This is a genomic window from Pseudomonas sp. WS 5051 (assembly GCF_012985715.1).
In the GTDB taxonomy this organism is placed as follows: domain Bacteria; phylum Pseudomonadota; class Gammaproteobacteria; order Pseudomonadales; family Pseudomonadaceae; genus Aquipseudomonas; species Aquipseudomonas bubulae.
Genome location: NZ_JAAQWV010000001.1, coordinates 266,900 through 285,627 on the forward strand (window position 1 = coordinate 266,900; position 18,728 = coordinate 285,627).

General features: G+C 59.6%; 15 protein-coding genes. 11 read left to right on the forward strand and 4 right to left on the reverse strand.

Annotation, left to right across the window (positions count from 1 at the left end; genetic code table 11):
* The first annotated feature begins 359 nt into the window (after positions 1 to 359).
* Positions 360 to 4,313: a trifunctional transcriptional regulator/proline dehydrogenase/L-glutamate gamma-semialdehyde dehydrogenase gene (gene putA, locus HBN79_RS01090; protein ID WP_095017706.1), complete on the forward strand. Its 3,954-nt coding sequence runs from the start codon at positions 360 to 362 to the stop codon at positions 4,311 to 4,313.
* 66 nt (positions 4,314 to 4,379) lie between these two features.
* Here putA and HBN79_RS01095 read toward each other — a convergent pair whose 3' ends face one another.
* Positions 4,380 to 4,961: a hypothetical protein gene (locus tag HBN79_RS01095; RefSeq protein ID WP_095017707.1), complete on the reverse strand. Its 582-nt coding sequence runs from the start codon at positions 4,959 to 4,961 to the stop codon at positions 4,380 to 4,382.
* A 246-nt stretch (positions 4,962 to 5,207) separates the two neighbouring features.
* Between HBN79_RS01095 and HBN79_RS01100 the strand changes: the two genes are divergently transcribed.
* The 3 genes from HBN79_RS01100 (at position 5,208) to HBN79_RS01110 (ending at position 11,930) form a co-directional block, all read left to right on the forward strand.
* A complete protein-coding gene (locus HBN79_RS01100) occupies positions 5,208 to 6,950 on the forward strand; it encodes a potassium/proton antiporter (protein WP_095000894.1) in 1,743 nt (580 codons plus the stop codon).
* Between the two features lie 34 nt (positions 6,951 to 6,984).
* Positions 6,985 to 10,332 (forward strand): mechanosensitive channel MscK, encoded by a 3,348-nt coding sequence (mscK, locus tag HBN79_RS01105; protein WP_169916143.1) that lies wholly within the window; start codon positions 6,985 to 6,987, stop codon positions 10,330 to 10,332.
* Between the two features lie 134 nt (positions 10,333 to 10,466).
* Positions 10,467 to 11,930 (forward strand): protein adenylyltransferase SelO, encoded by a 1,464-nt coding sequence (locus tag HBN79_RS01110; RefSeq protein ID WP_095026327.1) that lies wholly within the window; start codon positions 10,467 to 10,469, stop codon positions 11,928 to 11,930.
* A gap of 111 nt (positions 11,931 to 12,041) precedes the next feature.
* Here the strand turns inward: HBN79_RS01110 and HBN79_RS01115 are convergent, their stop codons facing one another.
* Positions 12,042 to 12,443, reverse strand: coding sequence for a transcriptional regulator (locus HBN79_RS01115; RefSeq protein ID WP_095017710.1), 402 nt, complete (start codon positions 12,441 to 12,443; stop codon positions 12,042 to 12,044).
* Positions 12,440 to 12,736: a type II toxin-antitoxin system HigB family toxin gene (locus tag HBN79_RS01120; RefSeq protein WP_095000890.1), complete on the reverse strand. Its 297-nt coding sequence runs from the start codon at positions 12,734 to 12,736 to the stop codon at positions 12,440 to 12,442. Before HBN79_RS01120 ends, HBN79_RS01115 begins: the two co-directional genes overlap by 4 nt.
* 262 nt (positions 12,737 to 12,998) lie before the next feature.
* On the opposite strand from HBN79_RS01120, the gene trxC reads away from it, so the two are divergent.
* Entirely contained in the window at positions 12,999 to 13,439 is a 441-nt protein-coding gene (gene trxC / locus HBN79_RS01125; protein ID WP_095000889.1) for a thioredoxin TrxC, read from the forward strand.
* On the opposite strand, the gene HBN79_RS01130 is transcribed toward trxC, so the two are convergent.
* Positions 13,436 to 14,209, reverse strand: coding sequence for a ParA family protein (locus HBN79_RS01130; protein ID WP_095000888.1), 774 nt, complete (start codon positions 14,207 to 14,209; stop codon positions 13,436 to 13,438). The two genes, trxC and HBN79_RS01130, sit on opposite strands and share 4 nt — an antisense overlap.
* 303 nt (positions 14,210 to 14,512) lie before the next feature.
* Between HBN79_RS01130 and HBN79_RS01135 the strand changes: the two genes are divergently transcribed.
* Genes HBN79_RS01135 through HBN79_RS01160 form a run of 6 tightly spaced genes read left to right on the forward strand, consistent with a single transcriptional unit; the run spans position 14,513 to position 18,728 of the window.
* Positions 14,513 to 15,232, forward strand: a complete 720-nt coding sequence (locus HBN79_RS01135) for a beta-ketoacyl synthase chain length factor (protein ID WP_169916144.1) — start codon at positions 14,513 to 14,515, stop codon at positions 15,230 to 15,232.
* On the forward strand, positions 15,208 to 16,020 hold the full coding sequence (locus tag HBN79_RS01140) for a lysophospholipid acyltransferase family protein (protein ID WP_169916145.1): 813 nt from the start codon (positions 15,208 to 15,210) through the stop codon (positions 16,018 to 16,020). The genes HBN79_RS01135 and HBN79_RS01140 overlap by 25 nt, the downstream gene beginning before the upstream one ends.
* Positions 15,995 to 16,255 carry a phosphopantetheine-binding protein gene (locus HBN79_RS01145; protein ID WP_095000885.1) on the forward strand — a complete coding sequence of 87 codons (261 nt, stop codon included), beginning with the start codon at positions 15,995 to 15,997 and terminating at the stop codon, positions 16,253 to 16,255. The genes HBN79_RS01140 and HBN79_RS01145 overlap by 26 nt, the downstream gene beginning before the upstream one ends.
* 9 nt (positions 16,256 to 16,264) lie before the next feature.
* The gene (locus HBN79_RS01150) at positions 16,265 to 16,519 is read left to right on the forward strand and encodes an acyl carrier protein (protein ID WP_095000884.1); all 255 of its coding nucleotides are present in this window, start codon (positions 16,265 to 16,267) and stop codon (positions 16,517 to 16,519) included.
* Complete coding sequence (locus HBN79_RS01155) at positions 16,516 to 17,061, forward strand: hypothetical protein (protein ID WP_169916146.1); 546 nt, start codon at positions 16,516 to 16,518, stop codon at positions 17,059 to 17,061. Before HBN79_RS01150 ends, HBN79_RS01155 begins: the two co-directional genes overlap by 4 nt.
* The gene (locus HBN79_RS01160) at positions 17,058 to 18,728 is read left to right on the forward strand and encodes an AMP-binding protein (RefSeq protein WP_095025236.1); all 1,671 of its coding nucleotides are present in this window, start codon (positions 17,058 to 17,060) and stop codon (positions 18,726 to 18,728) included. The genes HBN79_RS01155 and HBN79_RS01160 overlap by 4 nt, the downstream gene beginning before the upstream one ends.

Below are 18,728 nucleotides of genomic sequence, written 5' to 3' on the forward strand. Positions count from 1 at the left end.
ATGTTTCCCCAGGAAATCCATCAGCCGATGAACCAATCTTCTGTAGGAGGTTGCACCTTGGGCGCGAATGCTATGCAACAAAGCAAATCGGGTGCAACCAGTTTCTGCGAGCCAAGTTGCACCTTGTCGCCTTTTCGTCTCAATTCGGAGTTTTTGCGCCTTTTCGGAGCAAAGACCCTACCAAACCAAACAGAAAGCACCACAGCAGGGCACTGATTTCACCCCGCCTGAATATTCCTGACGAAGCGTCGACCAATCCACAAAAAAACGGGTTGCACCTAGTTGCACCCGTTTCGGCGCAGCGCTAATCTTGCCGCCAGCTGCTGCCACGCAAATGTGGCACCCATGAGGATAAAAAAATGGCTACCACCACCCTTGGGGTCAAACTTGATGACCCGACCCGCGAGCGCCTCAAGGCCGCCGCGACCTCGATTGATCGCACGCCACACTGGCTGATCAAGCAGGCAATCTTCAATTACCTGGAAAAACTCGAGGGTGGTGCAACCCTGACCGAGTTGAGCGGTATCCCTGGTTCTGCCAGCGATGACGCCGACGAAGTACAAGCCGACCACGCGCATCAATGCTTCCTGGAGTTCGCAGAAAGCATCCTGCCGCAGTCCGTACTGCGCGCTGCCATTACTTCGGCGTACCGTCGCCCGGAACCTGAAGTAGTGCCCATGCTGCTGGAGCAGGCGCGACTGCCAGCCCCTATGGCCGAAGCCACGCAAACCCTGGCGGCCTCGATTGCCGAAAAATTGCGCAACCAGAAGAGCGCCGGCGGCCGTGCCGGTATCGTGCAGGGCTTGCTGCAGGAGTTTTCCCTGTCGTCCCAGGAGGGCGTGGCCCTGATGTGCCTGGCTGAGGCGCTGCTGCGTATCCCGGACAAAGGCACCCGCGACGCCCTTATTCGCGACAAGATCAGCACTGGCAACTGGCACCCGCACCTGGGCAACAGCCCGTCGCTGTTCGTCAACGCTGCGACCTGGGGTCTGTTGCTGACCGGCAAGCTGGTGTCGACGCACAACGAAGCAGGCCTGACCTCCTCCCTGAGCCGCATTATCGGCAAGAGCGGCGAGCCGATGATCCGCAAGGGCGTCGACATGGCCATGCGCCTGATGGGCGAGCAGTTTGTCACCGGCGAAACCATCGCCGAAGCCCTGGCCAACGCCACGCGCTTTGAAGCCAAGGGCTTCCGTTATTCCTACGACATGCTCGGCGAAGCCGCACTCACCGAACATGACGCACAAAAGTACCTCGCGTCCTACGAGCAAGCCATCCACTCGATTGGCAAAGCCTCCCACGGTCGCGGCATCTATGAAGGCCCGGGCATTTCCATCAAGCTGTCGGCCCTGCACCCGCGCTACAGCCGCGCCCAGTACGAACGCGTGATGGACGAACTGTACCCGCGCCTGTTGTCGCTGACCTTGCTGGCCAAGAAGTATGACATCGGTCTCAATATCGACGCCGAAGAAGCAGACCGCCTGGAAATCTCTCTCGACCTGCTCGAGCGCCTGTGCTTCGAGCCGCAGCTGGCTGGCTGGAACGGCATCGGCTTCGTGATTCAGGCTTACCAGAAGCGCTGCCCGTATGTGATCGACTACGTGATCGACCTGGCTCGCCGCAGTCGTCATCGCCTGATGATCCGCCTGGTGAAGGGCGCGTACTGGGACAGCGAAATCAAACGCGCCCAAGTCGAAGGCCTGGAAGGCTATCCGGTCTACACCCGCAAGGTGTACACCGACGTGTCCTACCTCGCTTGTGCGAAAAAGCTGCTGGCCGTACCAGAAGCCATCTACCCGCAATTCGCCACCCACAACGCCCAAACGCTGTCGGCGATTTATCACATTGCCGGTCAAAACTACTACCCGGGTCAGTACGAGTTCCAGTGCCTGCACGGCATGGGTGAACCCCTCTACGAACAGGTTGTAGGCAAGGTTGCCGAAGGCAAGCTGAACCGTCCGTGCCGTGTGTACGCCCCAGTGGGTACCCACGAAACACTGCTGGCTTACCTGGTGCGACGCCTGCTGGAAAACGGCGCGAACACCTCGTTCGTTAACCGTATCGCCGACCACACTATCGCAATCCACGAGTTGGTGGCCGATCCAGTCAGCCAGATTGAACAAATGGCCACGACCGAAGGCGGCTTCGGCTTGCCGCACCCGCGCATCCCGTTGCCGCGTGATCTGTATGGCAGCGAACGCGCCAACTCCAGCGGCATCGACATGTCCAACGAACACCGCTTGGCGTCGTTGTCCTGCGCCTTGCTGGCCACGGCCCATAACGACTGGAAAGCCGCGCCGATGCTCGGTTGTGACTCCAGCAACGAAGCGCCGGCGGCGGTGCTCAACCCGGCCGACCTGCGTGATGTGGTGGGTCATGTACAAGAAGCCACCGTTGAAGACGCCGATAACGCTATCCAGTGTGCCCTGAGCGCCGCACCGATCTGGCAGGCCACCCCGCCCGCCGAGCGCGCTGCGATCCTGGAGCGCGCCGCCGACCTGATGGAAGGCGAGATCCAGCCACTGATGGGCCTGCTGGCCCGTGAAGCTGGCAAGACCTTCGCCAACGCTATCGCCGAAGTGCGCGAAGCAGTGGACTTCCTGCGCTACTACGCGGTGCAGGCCCGTAACGACTTCACCAACGATGCCCACCGCCCGCTGGGCCCGGTGGTCTGCATCAGCCCGTGGAACTTCCCGCTGGCCATCTTCAGCGGCCAGGTGGCTGCAGCATTGGCTGCCGGTAACCCGGTACTGGCCAAGCCTGCCGAGCAAACCCCGCTGGTTGCCGCACAAGCCGTACGCATCCTGCTCGAAGCCGGCATCCCGCAAGGCGTGCTGCAATTGCTGCCTGGCCGCGGCGAAACCGTCGGCGCACGCCTGGTGGGTGATGATCGCGTCAAAGGCGTGATGTTCACCGGCTCCACCGAAGTGGCCCGCCTGCTGCAACGCAATATTGCCGGTCGCCTGGATGCCCAGGGCCGCCCTATCCCGCTGATCGCCGAAACTGGCGGCCAGAACGCCATGATCGTCGACTCTTCGGCCCTGACCGAGCAAGTGGTTATCGACGTGGTGTCTTCGGCCTTCGACAGCGCCGGTCAACGTTGCTCGGCACTGCGGGTACTGTGCCTGCAAGAGGACTCGGCAGATCGCGTCATCGAAATGCTCAAAGGTGCCATGGCCGAATCGCGCATGGGCAACCCCGAGCGCTTGAACGTGGACATCGGCCCGGTGATCGACGCCGAAGCCAAGGCCGGGATCGAGCAGCATATCCAGGGCATGCGCGACAAGGGCCGCTCTGTGTACCAGATGGCCATCGCCGATAGCGAAGAATGTAAACGCGGCACCTTTGTCATGCCGACCCTGATTGAACTGGAAAGCTTTGACGAGCTGGAACGCGAGATCTTCGGGCCGGTGCTGCACGTGGTGCGCTACAAGCGCAAAGACATCGACCAGTTGATCGCACAGATCAACGCTTCGGGTTATGGCCTGACACTGGGCGTGCATACCCGTATCGACGAAACCATTGCCAAGGTGGTCAACAACGTCAACGCCGGTAACGTCTACGTCAACCGCAACATCGTTGGTGCGGTGGTCGGCGTGCAACCTTTCGGCGGTGAAGGCCTGTCGGGTACCGGCCCGAAAGCCGGTGGCCCGCTGTACCTGTACCGCCTGCTGTCGACCCGCCCGGGCAATGCAATCGAGCAATCGTTCGCCAAGGTCGATGCCGTGACCGCACCGGACACCCAGGCCCGCGAGGCCATGAGCAAACCGCTCAGCGCCCTGCAAGCCTGGGCAACCAGCAACCAGCAACCAGCACTGGCCGAGCTGTGCACCGAGTACGCTGCACACTCGCAAAGTGGCATCACGCGCCTGCTCAACGGCCCGACCGGCGAACGCAACAGCTACGCCATTCTGCCGCGTGAACATGTGCTGTGCCTGGCTGAAGTTGAAAGCGACCTGCTGACCCAACTGGCTGCCGTTCTGGCCGTGGGCAGCTCGGCGGTACTGCCGCAAAGTGAACTGGCCAAGGCCCTGCTGGCCCGCCTGCCTGCAGAGGTGCAGCCACGCATCACACTGGTCGCGGACTGGACCAAGGACGAAGTGATCTTCGACGCCGTCCTGCACCACGGCGACTGTGACCAGTTGCGTGACGTGTGCCAGCAAGTGGCACAACGCGCAGGCGCCATCGTTGGCGTACAGGGCCTGTCCCAGGGCGAAACCAATATCGCCCTGGAACGCCTGGTGATCGAGCGCGCACTGAGCGTCAACACCGCTGCTGCGGGTGGCAACGCAAGCCTGATGACCATCGGTTGAGGATGTGATCGGGCAATAAAAAACCGGGCACCCGAAAGGGTTGCCCGGTTTTTTTACGCCATGAACTCAACGTTGGCTCATGAATTCCATATAGCCAACGATGGCCATCAACAACGTGCCGGCCACCATCCAGGCAAAATTAGCCCAGCTCAGGGCCTTGTTGACGCTGCCCTGCGGGTCACCCGCCAGCATATTGATTGCGCGCTGGGCCGCCACCAGCATTGCACAACAACCGGTGATCAGTACTGCATTGGTGAACAACACATAGACCGCATCCGCGGGCCGGGTAAACAGCGTGGACACCAGCACCGAGAACATGACCAGCAGCATAATGAGCAGGCCTCTGGTCTCGGGTTGCCAAAAATAGCAGCGCCCTGTCCTGTCGAGGCCGTTCTGAACCACTTCAAACAGCGGCAGGATAAAAAATGGCCAGAGCGCAGCGCGCAGCAACGGCGCGATCGGCGCCCCGGTTTCCGCTTTGTAGGACGCCCAGTTGCGATATGACCAATAGACCATGTACCCGCCTGCCGTAAGCCCATACAGCAGCAGAAACTTGCTGACAGACACGACATAAAGGTTGATTCGTTTGTCGTCACACCACGGTGTTGTCTTCGATAGCCTGTTGCCAGCCTCAGTAGCAGGGTTCATGTCATGTCCGTGCGCAAGTGGGAGGCCGCAGTACACACAATTTACCTAATATAAAAATGCAGTGAAAATCCCATTTTTTTGTAAGAAAGGCCTTCAGTCCTACTCGACAGGCCCAAACACCTCCAGGGTGTAATCCATTCAAAACCTTTTTTGACAGCCCGCCAATGGCGCAGGTTAGAATCGATGGCACGCAGGCTGCATGCCAGGTCTGCGCCCTGTCTTTTTTAGCTTTCTGGAGTACTGCCTTTGAATGCGACGACCATCAACAGCCTGTTCTTGATCGGCGCGTTGCTGGTAGGCGCAAGCATCCTGGTAAGTTCTCTGTCCTCGCGCCTGGGCATCCCGATACTGGTCATCATCCTTGCGGTGGGCATGACCGCAGGTGTCGATGGCGGCGGCATCATTTTTGACAACTACCCCACGGCCTATCTGGTGGGCAACCTCGCTCTGGCGGTGATTTTGCTCGACGGCGGCTTGCGCACCCGGGTTTCCAGTTTTCGCGTGGCGTTATGGCCCGCGTTATCGCTGGCCACGGTGGGGGTGATGATCACCACGGGGCTGACCGGGCTGATGGCCGCCTGGCTGTTTAATCTCAACTTGATCCAGGGTCTGCTGGTTGGCGCCATTGTCGGCTCCACCGATGCCGCCGCAGTGTTCTCGCTGCTGGGTGGCAAAGGTCTGAACGAGCGGGTTTCAGCCAGCCTCGAAATCGAGTCCGGCAGCAACGACCCGATGGCGGTATTCCTCACCGTCACCTTGATCGACATGCTCGCCAGCGGTGAAACAGGCCTGCACTGGAGCCTGTTGCTCAACCTGGTGCGTGAATTTGCCATCGGCGGCACGGTCGGTCTGGCAGGCGGCTGGCTAATGCTGCAAATGGTCAACCGTATCAACCTGGCCAACGGCCTGTACCCGATTCTGGTGATCGCAGGCGGGCTGGTGGTCTTTTCCCTGACCAACGCCCTGCACGGCAGCGGCTTTCTCGCGGTCTACCTGTGCGGCCTGGTGATTGGCAACAGTCCGATCCGCAGCCGTCATGGCATTTTGCATATGCTCGACGGCATGGCCTGGCTGGCCCAGATTGGCATGTTCCTGGTGCTGGGCTTGCTGGTCACGCCACACGACCTGTTGCCCATCGCCATTCCAGCACTGGCACTGGCCCTGTGGATGATTCTGTTTGCCCGCCCGCTGTCAGTGGTAGTGGGGCTGCTACCTTTCAAAGCCTTCCATGGACGCGAAAAAGCCTTTATCTCATGGGTAGGCCTGCGCGGTGCGGTGCCGATCATTCTGGCGGTGTTCCCGTTGATGGCCGGGCTGCCCAATGCGCAGCTGTATTTCAACCTGGCATTCTTTATCGTGCTGGTATCTCTTCTGGTGCAAGGCACCAGCCTGCCGTGGGTCGCCAAGCTGCTCAAGGTGACCGTACCGCCTGATCTGGCCCCCGTGTCCCGTTCAGCCCTTGAAGTGCATGTCACCAGCGAGTGGGAACTCTTTGTTTATCGCCTCGACGCACAAAACTGGTGCATCGGTGCGGCCCTGCGTGAACTGAAAATGCCCGACGGCACCCGTATCGCCGCCCTGTTTCGCGATAAAAAACTGCTCCATCCGTCGGGTAGTACCACGCTTGAAGTGGGTGACCTGCTCTGCGTCATCGGCCACGAACACGACTTGCCTGCCTTGGGCAAACTGTTCAGCCAGCCCCCGAGCCGTGGCCTGGACCTGCGTTTCTTCGGCGACTTCGTGCTCGAGGGCGACGCCCAGCTGGGCGCTGTGGCCGCCTTGTACGGCCTGAAGCTGGACGGCATCGACCCGAACACCTCACTGAGCAGCTTCATTGCCCACAAGGTCGGCGGCGCGCCGGTGGTCGGCGACCAGGTGGAGTGGAACAACACCATCTGGACGGTTGCGATGATGGAAGGGAACAAGATCGCCAAAGTGGGCGTCAGATTCCCCGAAGGAAGTGCACCGGGCCCGGGGCTGTTCCTCTAAACTCCAACTTTCCGCCCTTGTCTGACCGGTATCTATGCCAACTCTGCGCACGTTCATCGCCACCGTCCTGCTCGGCCTGAGCCTTTGTGTCGGCACGCTTCAGGCTGCCGACCCGCCTACCGCCGAAGCGGTGCAGCAAAGCCTGGACAAAATTGCCGAGCGCAAACTGCCGGACGCCGACCAAAAAGCCCTGCAGGCGGTGCTCCAGCAGACCCTGACCCTGCTCGACAGCAAAGCCGATTACGAACAGCGCCTGAACGACGTCAAACAACAGATCAACGATGCCCCTCGCCAGACTGCCGAAAACCAGCGCGAACTGGCCAAAATCAAGGCCAGCAAACCCATACCCGTAGCCCAGCGCTACAGCGAGCTGTCCGTGCAGCAGCTGGAACAACTGCTGGCGGAACGCACCACGCAACAGGGCGAGCTGCAAAAAGCCCTGGCTATCGCCAACAGCCAAAGCATTGCCGCGCAGACCCGACCCGAGCGGGCCCAGGCCGAGATCAGCAACAGCCAGACCCGTATCCAGCAGATCAACACCACCCTGAAAACAGGACGCGACAATGGCAAGTTGCTTACCCCCGATCAGCGCAACCAGCTCAACGCCGAAGCCGCCTCGCTCAACGCACTGATTGCCCTGCGCCGCCAGGAACTGGCTGGCAACAGCCTGTTGCAAGATCTGAGCGGCAGCCAGCACGACCTGCTGCTGGAAAAAACCACGCGCCAGGACCAGGAAATCCAGGACCTGCAAACCCTGATCAATCAAAAGCGCCTGGCCCAGTCGCAGCAGACCGTGACCGAGCAATCCATCGAGGCGAAAAAGTCCGGCAGCAGCAGCCTGCTGGCGACCGAAAGCGCGATCAACCTCAAGCTCTCCGACTACCTGTTGCGCAGCACCGATCGCCTCAACGAGGTGACCCAGCAGAATCTGCAAACAAAGCAACAACTGGACAACGTTACCCAGAGCGACCAGGCCCTGGATGAGCAGATCAACGTGCTCAAGGGCAGTTTGTTGCTGTCCAAGATACTTTATAAGCAGAAGCAAGCCCTGCCGCGCCTGCAAAAAATGGACAAGAATCTGGCAGACGAAATCGCCGATATCCGTCTGTACCAGTTTGAAATCAACCAGCAGCGCGAGTTGATCAGCAACCCCACGACTTACGTCGACAACCTGCTGTCCACCCAACCTGTCGACCAGGTCACACCGCAACTGCGCAAAACCCTGCTCGAACTGGTCAACACCCGCAGCGATCTGCTGGACCGCCTGAACCGCGAACTAAGCTCGCTGCTCAACGAATCGATCACCCTGCAACTGAACCAGAAACAACTGCTCAGCACCGCCCAAAGCCTGCGCGCCACGCTGGATGAGCAAATGTTCTGGATCCCCAGCAACAAGCCGCTGGATCTGGAATGGCTGGAAACCGCACCGCGCCAGCTTGAGCAGCAAATCACCACCCTGCCCTGGGGTTCCAGCGTCAGTGAACTGGCAGAAGGCCTGGTGCAACGTCCCCTGCTGTTCTTGCCGTTTTTGCTGGTGGTCGTGGCGCTGCTGTGGAAACGTCGCTACCTCTACAGCAAATTGAACAACATCCATCAGGACATCGGTCACTTCAAGCGTGACAGCCAATGGCACACGCCGCTGGCAATATTGATCAATATCTTGCTGGCGATGCCCATTTCATTGGCGCTGGCCTTGTGCGGCTACGCCTTGCAAACCGATGCCCGGGGCATGAATGCCAATACGGGCGCGGCGTTGATTCAGATGGCCGAGGCCTGGCTGGTGTTCTACACCGCTTACCGGATTCTGGCGCCGGGTGGCGTGGCCGAACTGCATTTTCGCTGGGAAAAACCGTTGGTCGCGTTCTTGCAAAACTGGATCCGCAAACTCGGTTTTGTGGTCCTGGCCCTGGTGGCCGTCGTCGCCTTTGCCGAGCAACAACCGGCTGCGCTGGCCGACGATGTCCTGGGTATTCTGGTGGTGCTCAGTTGCTATGCGGCCATGGCCTGGCTGCTCTGCCGCCTGTTGCTCAACGACTTTGAAACAGCAACAAAAGCCTATCGCCTGCGCAAGTTGCTCGGTTTTGCCTTCGCCCTGCTGCCGCTGGCGCTGTTTGTGGCGGTGTGTTTTGGCTACTACTACACCGCACTCAAGCTCAGCGACCGCCTGATCAATACCCTCTACCTGCTGATGCTCTGGCTGGTGGTCGAAGCGGCGTTTGTCCGTGGCCTGGCAGTAGCGGCACGGCGCCTGGCCTACCAGCGTGCACTGGCCAAACGCCAGGCCGCCAAGGAAGCAGGCGAAGGCAACGATACGATTATCGAAGAGCCGACCCTGGACATCGAACAGGTCAACCAACAGTCCCTGCGCCTGATCCGCCTGGCCCTGCTGGCTGGCTTTATCGGCATTCTGTACTGGGTGTGGGCTGACTTGATCTCGGTATTTTCCTACCTGGACAACATCACCCTCTACGAATATACCAGCGGTACCGGCGCCAATATGAGCATGGTGCCCATCAGCATCGGCGACGTGATAGGTGCGCTGGTCATCATCGGCATCAGCATCGCGCTGGCGCGTAACTTGCCCGGCCTGCTGGAGGTGCTGGTGCTGTCGCGCCTTGATCTGGGCCAGGGCAGTGCTTACGCAACTACGACCCTGCTGACCTACGTGATCATCGGCGTAGGCTTTGTCTCCACCCTGTCGACACTGGGCGTGAGCTGGGACAAGTTGCAATGGCTGGTTGCGGCACTGTCGGTAGGCCTGGGCTTCGGCATGCAGGAAATCTTCGCCAACTTTATTTCCGGGATCATGATCCTGTTCGAACGCCCGGTACGGATCGGCGACACCATCACCATCGGCAATCTGTCAGGTACCGTGAGCAAGATCCGCATCCGGGCCACCACCATCACCGACTTCGACCGCAAAGACATCATCGTCCCGAACAAGACCTTTATTACCGGGCAACTGATCAACTGGTCGCTTACGGACACCATCACCCGTGTGACCCTGAAGCTGGGCGTCGATTACGGCTCCGATCTCGACCTGGTCAAGCAGTTGCTGCTCAAGGCTGCGCAAGAGAACCCGCGGGTGCTCAAAGACCCGGAGCCCCATGTGTACTTCCTCAACTTCGGCCAAAGCACTCTCGACCACGAACTGCGCATGCACGTACGCGACCTGGGCGACCGCAACCCGGTGATCGACGAGGTCAACCGCTTTATCAACCGCGAGTTCAAGAACCACCACATCAACATCTCCTTCCAGCAGATGGAGGTGTACCTCAAGAACCTGCAGGGGCAAGAATACAAACTGGTGCCCGTTGGGCCGGAAGTCCCGCCCGAGCCGACACCACCACCGCAAAAGCCGCAGTTGGGCAAGCTCGACTGACGCAAGTCCGATGCAACCTCTGTGGGAGCTGGCTTGTCTGCGATGCAAACGAATCGGTTTAACCAACCAAGCCCGTTGATGCCGTCGCGGCAAGCCCGCTGCCACGATCCGCCACTGTTCACTGGAGACGGTCATTGAAAGCCCTCGACGAACTGACTTTTGATAACCGCTTTGCCCGCCTGGGTGATGCCTTCTCGACCCATGTGCTGCCTGAGCCCATCGACGCACCGCGTGTTGTGGTCGCCAGCGACGCCGCCCTGGCACTGCTCGACCTCGACCCCGCTGTCACCCAAGACCCTGTATTTGCGCAACTGTTTGGTGGCCATACCCTGTGGGCCAACGCCGAGCCTCGGGCGATGGTCTATTCCGGTCATCAGTTCGGTTCTTACAATCCGCAACTGGGCGATGGCCGCGGGTTACTGCTGGGTGAGGTGTATAACGACGCGGGCGAGCACTGGGACCTGCACCTCAAGGGCGCCGGCAGGACCCCTTATTCGCGCATGGGTGATGGCCGCGCCGTACTGCGCTCCTCGATCCGCGAGTTTCTCGCCAGCGAGGCACTGCATGCACTGGGCATCCCCAGCAGCCGAGCCCTGTGTGTGATCGCCTCCGACACCCCGGTGTGGCGCGAAACCCAGGAGCGCGCCGCCATGGTGCTGCGCCTGGCACCCAGCCATATACGCTTCGGGCACTTCGAGTATTTCTACTACACCAAGCGCCCCGAGCAGCAAAAGCTACTGGGTGAGCATGTGCTGGCGATGCACTTCCCCGAGTGCCTGGAGCAACCCGAACCCTATCTGGCCATGTTTCGCGAAATCGTCGAACGCAACGCTGAACTGATCGCCAAGTGGCAGGCCTACGGGTTTTGTCACGGTGTAATGAACACCGACAACATGTCGATCCTGGGCATCACCTTTGACTTCGGTCCGTTCGCCTTCCTCGACGACTTCGACGCCAACTTCATCTGCAACCATTCCGACCATGAAGGGCGTTACTCCTTCAGCAACCAGGTGCCGATCGGCCAGTGGAATCTGAGTGCCCTGGCCCAGGCATTGACGCCGTTTATCAGCGTTGAAGCCTTGCGCGAAACCCTGGGGCTTTTTTTGCCGCTGTACCAGGCCCACTACCTCGACCTGATGCGCCGCCGGTTAGGTCTGACCAGTGCCGAAGACACCGATCAACACTTGGTCGAAACCTTGCTGCAAAAGATGCAAGGCAGCAGCGTCGACTACAACCTGTTTTTCCGGCGCCTGGGGGACCTCCCGGCAGAACAGGCGGTAGCACGGCTGCGAGACGAATTTGTCGATCTCAAGGGTTTTGACGAATGGGCCGCGCAGTACGTGGCCCGGGTTGCCCGAGACGGCGCAAGCGATGAAAGCGTCCGGCGTGAGCGCATGCACGCGGTCAACCCGCTGTATATCCTGCGCAACTACCTGGCACAAAAGGCCATCGATGCGGCCGAGGCCGGGGATTACAGCGAAGTGCAACGCTTGCACACGGTATTGACCCAACCGTTCACCGAACAACCGGGCATGGAAGGCTACGCCGAACGCCCGCCGGAGTGGGGCAAGCATCTGGAAATCAGCTGCTCGTCGTGATGCAAAACCGGTAAATATACTGTTGCCGGTTTTGCCCGCTCCCACAGAACCGAGGCCGGTCGCCAGTCGTCGGCCCACAAACCAGCCACAGCGTGGCGCACGCCGTAAGCCTCAGATAAACATATCCACAGGCACTTTGAAGTAATCGGCCAGCCAGCGAATCTGCCGTACGTTGAGCTGGCGTTTACCGCTGAGGATTTCGGACACCACAGACTGGGTGCCGACACCTGGCAAATCGCTTTGCGTCAGCCCGTGTTCCTGCATCACCGAGCGCAGCACATCGACGCCGCTGACCTTGGGCATCGGTCGATGCTCTAGGTCGTAAGCCTCAACCCAGTCACCGATGATGTCCACCAGGCTCATCAAGGGGTTGGTCTCATCATCGCCTATCAAGTCGATCAACGTATCAAGGGCGGCGACCAGCCCGTCGTAATCGGCTTCGTTTTTCGGTTTGCGCAGCAGCGGCGCCACGAATTGCCAATGCTCTGCTGCCTGTTCGACCAATGCGTTCATGGTGCTGATTCCTTCCATTTGCCCTTGTCATAGTCACGGTGATCCAGCACATGACGGATGTAGAGGCGCTGTACCCGGTAACGCACCACGGCGATCAACCGCAGTTTGTTACCACCTATATTGAAAACATGAAACGAACCCACCTTGTCGGTGGCGGGGAAAAACGACCTCAACGCGGCGAAGTCTTCAGGGCTTAGGACTTTGATCTTGCGATACCACTCATCCAGTGCGCTCGCCGATTGCGGCCATTGTGCTTTGGCTTCCCAAATTCGTTTTGCTGTAATCACTCGCATGCAATGTCCTTATCGCATCTTGCTATGAAGGCTAAACCCGAACCCTGGCAATCGCAACTTGCGATAACGATCGCCAGACCAGCGGTGCAAAGCCCGGGGGGTTTTTACAGCCTAGATAGAGACCTGGTGGCCGGCTTGAGCACATTGTGAGCAGATACGTCATGGGGGGTGGCGGCCCAGGTGTTCATCTGCTGAACTGCACGCCATCAATCTGGAGTCGCTGCGACAGGCGGCACCAATGGCCACTTCCAAGGAGCTCTCCATGACCGAACCGCTGCTGATCCCCTGCCCCCACTGCAACGGCCTGAACCGCATCCCCGGCGATCGCCTGGGTGAGCACCCCAAATGCGGGCGCTGCAAAAATGAAGTATTGCTGGCCAGGCCCTTCGATTTGCAGCAAACCGATTACGCCAGCCAGATCAAGGGCGACCTGCCGCTACTGATAGATGTATGGGCCGAGTGGTGCGGGCCCTGCAAGGCCTTTGCTCCGGTATTTGAGCAGGCCGCCCGCCAACTGCTGGGCAAGTGTCGGCTTGCCAAGCTAGACAGCGAGGCCAACCAGCACCTGGCGGGGCAACTGGGCATCCGTTCGATACCCAGCCTGATCCTGTTTAAAAATGGCCGCGAAATCGCACGCCAGAGCGGTGCGTTGCCATTGCAGCAACTTGGCGCCTGGCTGCGCAGCCAAGGCATCAGCGCTTAAGCGTTCTGATCCAGGTAATCGTGCAACTCCACAAACTGCTGGGTCAGCTTGTGCCTCGGGTCGAAGTGAATCAAAGGCTGGCAGGCCTGATGCGACTCTCGCATGCGCACTGAGCTGCTCAGGTACATGGGCAGCACCGGCAACCCCTCGGCAATCAGCTCATCAAGCATTTGCTGGGGCAGGCTGGCCCGGGCCTGAAACTGGTTGACCACGATGCCCTCGACCAGCAGGTCTTCATTGTGGTCTTCCTTTAGCTCAGCGATTTCAGCCAGCAGGCCATAGAGCGCCTGACGTGAAAAACTGTCGCAATCGAACGGAATCAGCACACGATCACAGGCAATCAACGCCGATACCGCGTAAAAATTCAGCGCGGGTGGAGTGTCGACATAAATGCGGTCATAGTCTTCAGCAAGCTCGTCCAGCAACTTACGCAACTTGTTGATCTTGTGCTTGGCCTCAAGCTTGGGCTGCAAATCGGCCAATTCACCCGTAGCCGTCACTACGTGCAAGTTTTCAAAGGGTGTTTCGTAAATATCGACCCGGTTTTTCTTCGAGCCCACGCCCGCTGACAAGGTGTGTTTAAAGAACTCGGCAATCCCCATAGGGATATCATCGCCGGTCAGTCCGGTCAGGTATTGAGTAGAGTTGGCCTGGGCATCCAGATCCACCAACAACGTGCGATACCCTTCGCTGGCGCTAACCGCAGCCAGGTTACACGCGATGCTGGATTTACCCACACCGCCTTTCTGGTTAAACACCACGCGACGCATTTCAAAACCTCCGTGTACCTATGAGTGTCCGAGTGTAGATGCCCTTTGCGCGGCTTAGCTACCTTGCTAAGAAATGCCCTACATCAATCGAGAATATCTCCACAAAAACAAACGAATAAATCTCTCAAATAAAATCCATTGATCCTATTTTTCTAAATTCCCAGAAAAACCACACTGGGGCTGTAAGCAATATTTGCTACGAACCAACTGCACCGGGATAATATCGCCCCTCTGTATCAAGTGCGGCGTCGATCGGTGTCCACTTTCGCATCAAGGAAGCCTGCAAGGGCGGGATGAACTCCAGTGATCAATTTCAATATCGCCGCGTGGCGCGCCTGGGCTCCAGGCCTCGACACCGTGGCCGATTGGCAAGCCTGGAGCCAGCACCCCTGTGTACTTGCTGCCAACAGCGCAGCACCCGATGTCTCATTTTTACCCGCCATGCAACGGCGCCGCCTCAGCCGCCTGGCTCGCATGGCATTCTGCGTCGGCTGGCCATTGGCCGAAGGCCGTGAAGCATTACCGCTGGTCTTTGCCTCGCGTCACGGTGAAACCCCGCGCACATTCGACATACTCAGCGACCTCGCGGCTGATCAGCCCTTGTCCCCCACGCAGTTCAGCCTCTCGGTGCATAACGCCGTGATTGGCCTGTGGTCGATCATGCGCGGCGAAACCAGCGAAATGACCGCTATTGCTGCCGCCGGAGACGGCCTGGAGCACGGCCTGATCGAAGCCTGCGCCCTGCTCAATGAAGGTGCGCCCGCCGTGTTGCTGATCATCACCGAAGAGCAGCCACCCGAGGCCTATGCACGCTGTATCGATGACGTGCCCTTCCCTTATGCCGTGGGCCTGCTGCTGACCCCGGGCAAACAATGGCAGGTTTCACTCGCCAGCAGTACCGCAAGCATTGAACAGGCTAAATGGCCCCATGCCCTGAACCTTTTGCGCCATCTGTTCGATGAAAAGGCGACATTCCAACACACCTGGAAAAACCGTGTGTGGAACTGGCAACGCAGCCTGTGAGCGCCCGCCGTGATGCTTATGCCTGGCGCTTGATCGCCACTGCCATCAGCTTTGCACTGTTCGGTATCGGTTGCCTGTGCCTGCGTCTGGTGATTTTTCCGGTGCTGAGTTGCCTGCCGGGCGATGCCACGCGTCACCGCGAGCGTGCCCGTTTTACCGTCAGCCGCCTGTTCTGGCTGTTTATTCGCACCATGGCGCGCATGGGCGTGCTGACCTATGACGTCCAGGGTGCCGAGCGGCTAGGCCGCCCCGGGCAGATGATCATCGCCAACCACCCGTCGCTAATCGATGTGGTTTTTTTGATCGGCCTGGTGAGAAACGCCAATTGCGTGGTCAAACAGAGCCTTTGGCAAAACCCGTTTACCCGTAGCCCTGTGCGTGCGGCGCAATACATCAGCAATGATGGCAGCGTAGACATGCTCGATAACGCTGCGGGGGCGTTGCAGCAAGGCCAGACCCTGGTGATTTTCCCGGAAGGCACGCGTACCCGGCCAGGCCATGCGCCATCCTTTCATCGCGGGGCCGCCGCGATTGCACTGCGGGGTGCGAAGATCCTTACGCCGGTGGTGATCAAGGTCAGCCCCACCACGCTGACCAAGGCCGAGCCCTGGTATCGCATACCCGAGCGTCGCGTGCACTTCAGCTTTCGGGTCGGTGCCGATATAGATCCACATACATTTTCCGCGCTTGGCCCGCCGCCCAAAGCCTCGCGCCTGCTCAACGACTTCGTGCATGACTATTTTATTAAGGAGCTCGCCACAGATGAGCGATCTGAAAAACGATATTAAACAGCTGATCATCGATGCCCTGGGCCTCGAAGACATCAGTGTCAGCGACATTGGCGACGATCAAACCCTGTTTGGCGACGGCCTGGGGCTGGACTCGGTCGACGCACTGGAGCTGGGCCTGGCGATTCAAAAGACCTACGGCATCAAAATAGACGCCGACGCCAAAGATACACGCAATCATTTTTCCAACGTGGCCAGCCTTGCGGCTTTTGTCACCGCCAAACAGGCAGCCTGAGACCGAACCATGCAAAACCGTGACGACATTTTCAACACCCTGCGCGACGCTCTGGTCGAACTTTTCGAACTGGAACCCGAACGCATCACCCTGGACGCCAACCTGTATCAGGATCTGGAAATCGACAGCATTGACGCTGTCGACCTGATTGACCATATCAAGCGTAAAACCGGCAAACGAATCGCCGCTGAAGAATTCAAATCGGTGCGTACCGTCAATGACGTGGTCGAGGCGGTTTACCGCCTGGTTCACGCTGACGCATGAACCGCCTGATTGGCCTCGGCCTGTTGCTGGCCGGACTGATGTACCCCTTTGCGGTGTATTTCGGCATGGCCCATTTCGCCCCGTGGCAATTCGCGCTGCTGCTGGGCAGCCTGTGGCTGGCCCGCGCCCTGACCGGCGAACGCCGCCCGGGCAGTCTGTTGATGGCGGTGATTGCATTGATGTTCTGCGCCCTGCTGGGGCTGTTCAACAGCCCGGCACTGTTGCGCTGGTACCCCGTGCTGGTCAGCACGTTCATGCTTTGCCTGTTCGGCCTGAGCCTGAAGTACGGGCCGCCAATGATCGAGCGGCTGGCGCGGTTGCGCGAGCCCGTGCTGCCCGATATTGCAATTGATTACACGCGGCAGGTGACCAAGGTCTGGTGCCTGTTCTTCATGCTAAACGGATTAGTCGCAGCCTCCCTGACGCTGTGGGCGCCGCTGAGCTGGTGGACGTTGTACAACGGCCTGATCGCCTACGCGCTGATGGGGCTACTGTTTTTCATTGAATGGCTGATACGACAAAAGGTAAGAGGCCGGGCATGAATTGGATAAATCTTGAGCACCTGTTGCTCAAGGGGCACGCAGATCGCCGGGTCAGCGTTGACCCCGAGCTGAACCACGACACCCTGCGTGAACGGGCCCTGCGCCTGGCGGGCGGCCTGCAACAGCGCGGCGTGCGGCGCGTTGCCGTACACCTTGAAGATGCCGCCGAGCTGGCGCAGGCCTTGCTCGGTGCCTGGCAGGCCGGAGTCAGCGTGCTCTTGCCCGCCGACCTGCAAGCGCAAACCCGCCTTCGATGGGACAGCCAGGTTGACCTGTGGATAACTCAAAGCGAAGAGTTGCAGGACCTGTACGCCGATCCTCTGCCTGCAGCGCAACTGGATCTGGACCAGTGCCAGCTCAGTTTGTGCACCTCGGGCTCCAGCGGCGAACCCAAACGGATCGACAAAAGCCTGCGCCAGATGGCCAACGAGGTTCAGGCACTGGAGCAACTGTGGGGTGCTGATCTGGGTGATGCTTGCATTATTGCCAGTGTGGCGGCGCAGCACATCTACGGGCTGTTGTTCCGTGTGTTGTGGCCTCTGTGCGCAGGCCGCAGCTTTGTACGCAAACAACTGGCCTTCCCTGAAGACATGCAACGCGCCAGCCGTGAGCACGCTGCTTTTGCCTGGATCGCCAGCCCGGCCTTGCTCAAGCGCATGGCCGACAACCTCGACTGGCCGGCGTTAAGCTCGGTCCGCCGAGTATTTTCTTCTGGCGGTGCCCTGCCCGAAGAAGCAGCCCGGACGCTGTTCGAACGCCTGGGCCAGTGGCCGACCGAGATCCTCGGCAGCTCCGAAACCGGCGGTATCGCCTGGCGTCAGGGGCAACACCTGTGGCAGCCCTTTGCCGATGTGCAATTGAGCCAGAGCAGTGACGGCGCCTTGATCATCGCCTCTAGCTACTTGCCCAAGGGCCATGTCGAACACACGGCTGATGCCGCCCGTATTGAAGCCGACGGGCGATTTGAGTTGCTCGGGCGACTGGATCGCATCGTCAAACTCGAAGAGAAACGTATTTCCCTGCCAATGCTGGAGCAGGCGCTGGTCTCCCATGACTGGGTAGCCGAAGCCCGCCTGGGCGTGGTGCATGACCAACGCGCCTCACTGGGCGCCCTGCTGGTGCTCAGCGCCAGTGGCCTGTTTGCCCTGCGCGAACAGGGGCGCCGAGCCCTGACCCACACCCTGCGCCAGCACTTGAGTCAGCACTGCGAAGCCGTGGCCTTGCCGCGCCGCTGGCGTTTGCTGCGCCAGTTACCACTCAACAGCCAGGGCAAGCTGCCACAGGCCCGAGTCGATGCATTGTTACTCGCACCCCGGCCCAAGCTGCCGGAAGTGTTGAGCCAAAGCGAAGACGCCGGTCAGTGGACGCTGAACCTGTCGATCCCGCCGGACCTGGCGTTCTTCAGCGGCCATTTCCCCAAAACACCGGTGTTGCCGGGTGTGGTGCAAGTGGACTGGGCAATGGTGTTGGGCCAGCAGCTGCTCGATCTGCCGCCGCGTTTTGCCGGGATGGAAGTACTCAAGTTCCAGCAACTGGTGCGCCCCGGGGACGCCATTGAATTAACCCTGCGCTTTGACAGCGAACGCGCAAAATTGCACTTCGCCTACCGCAACGCCACTGCACCCTGTTCCAGTGGTCGCATCGTGCTGGAGGCCCCCTGTGGATAA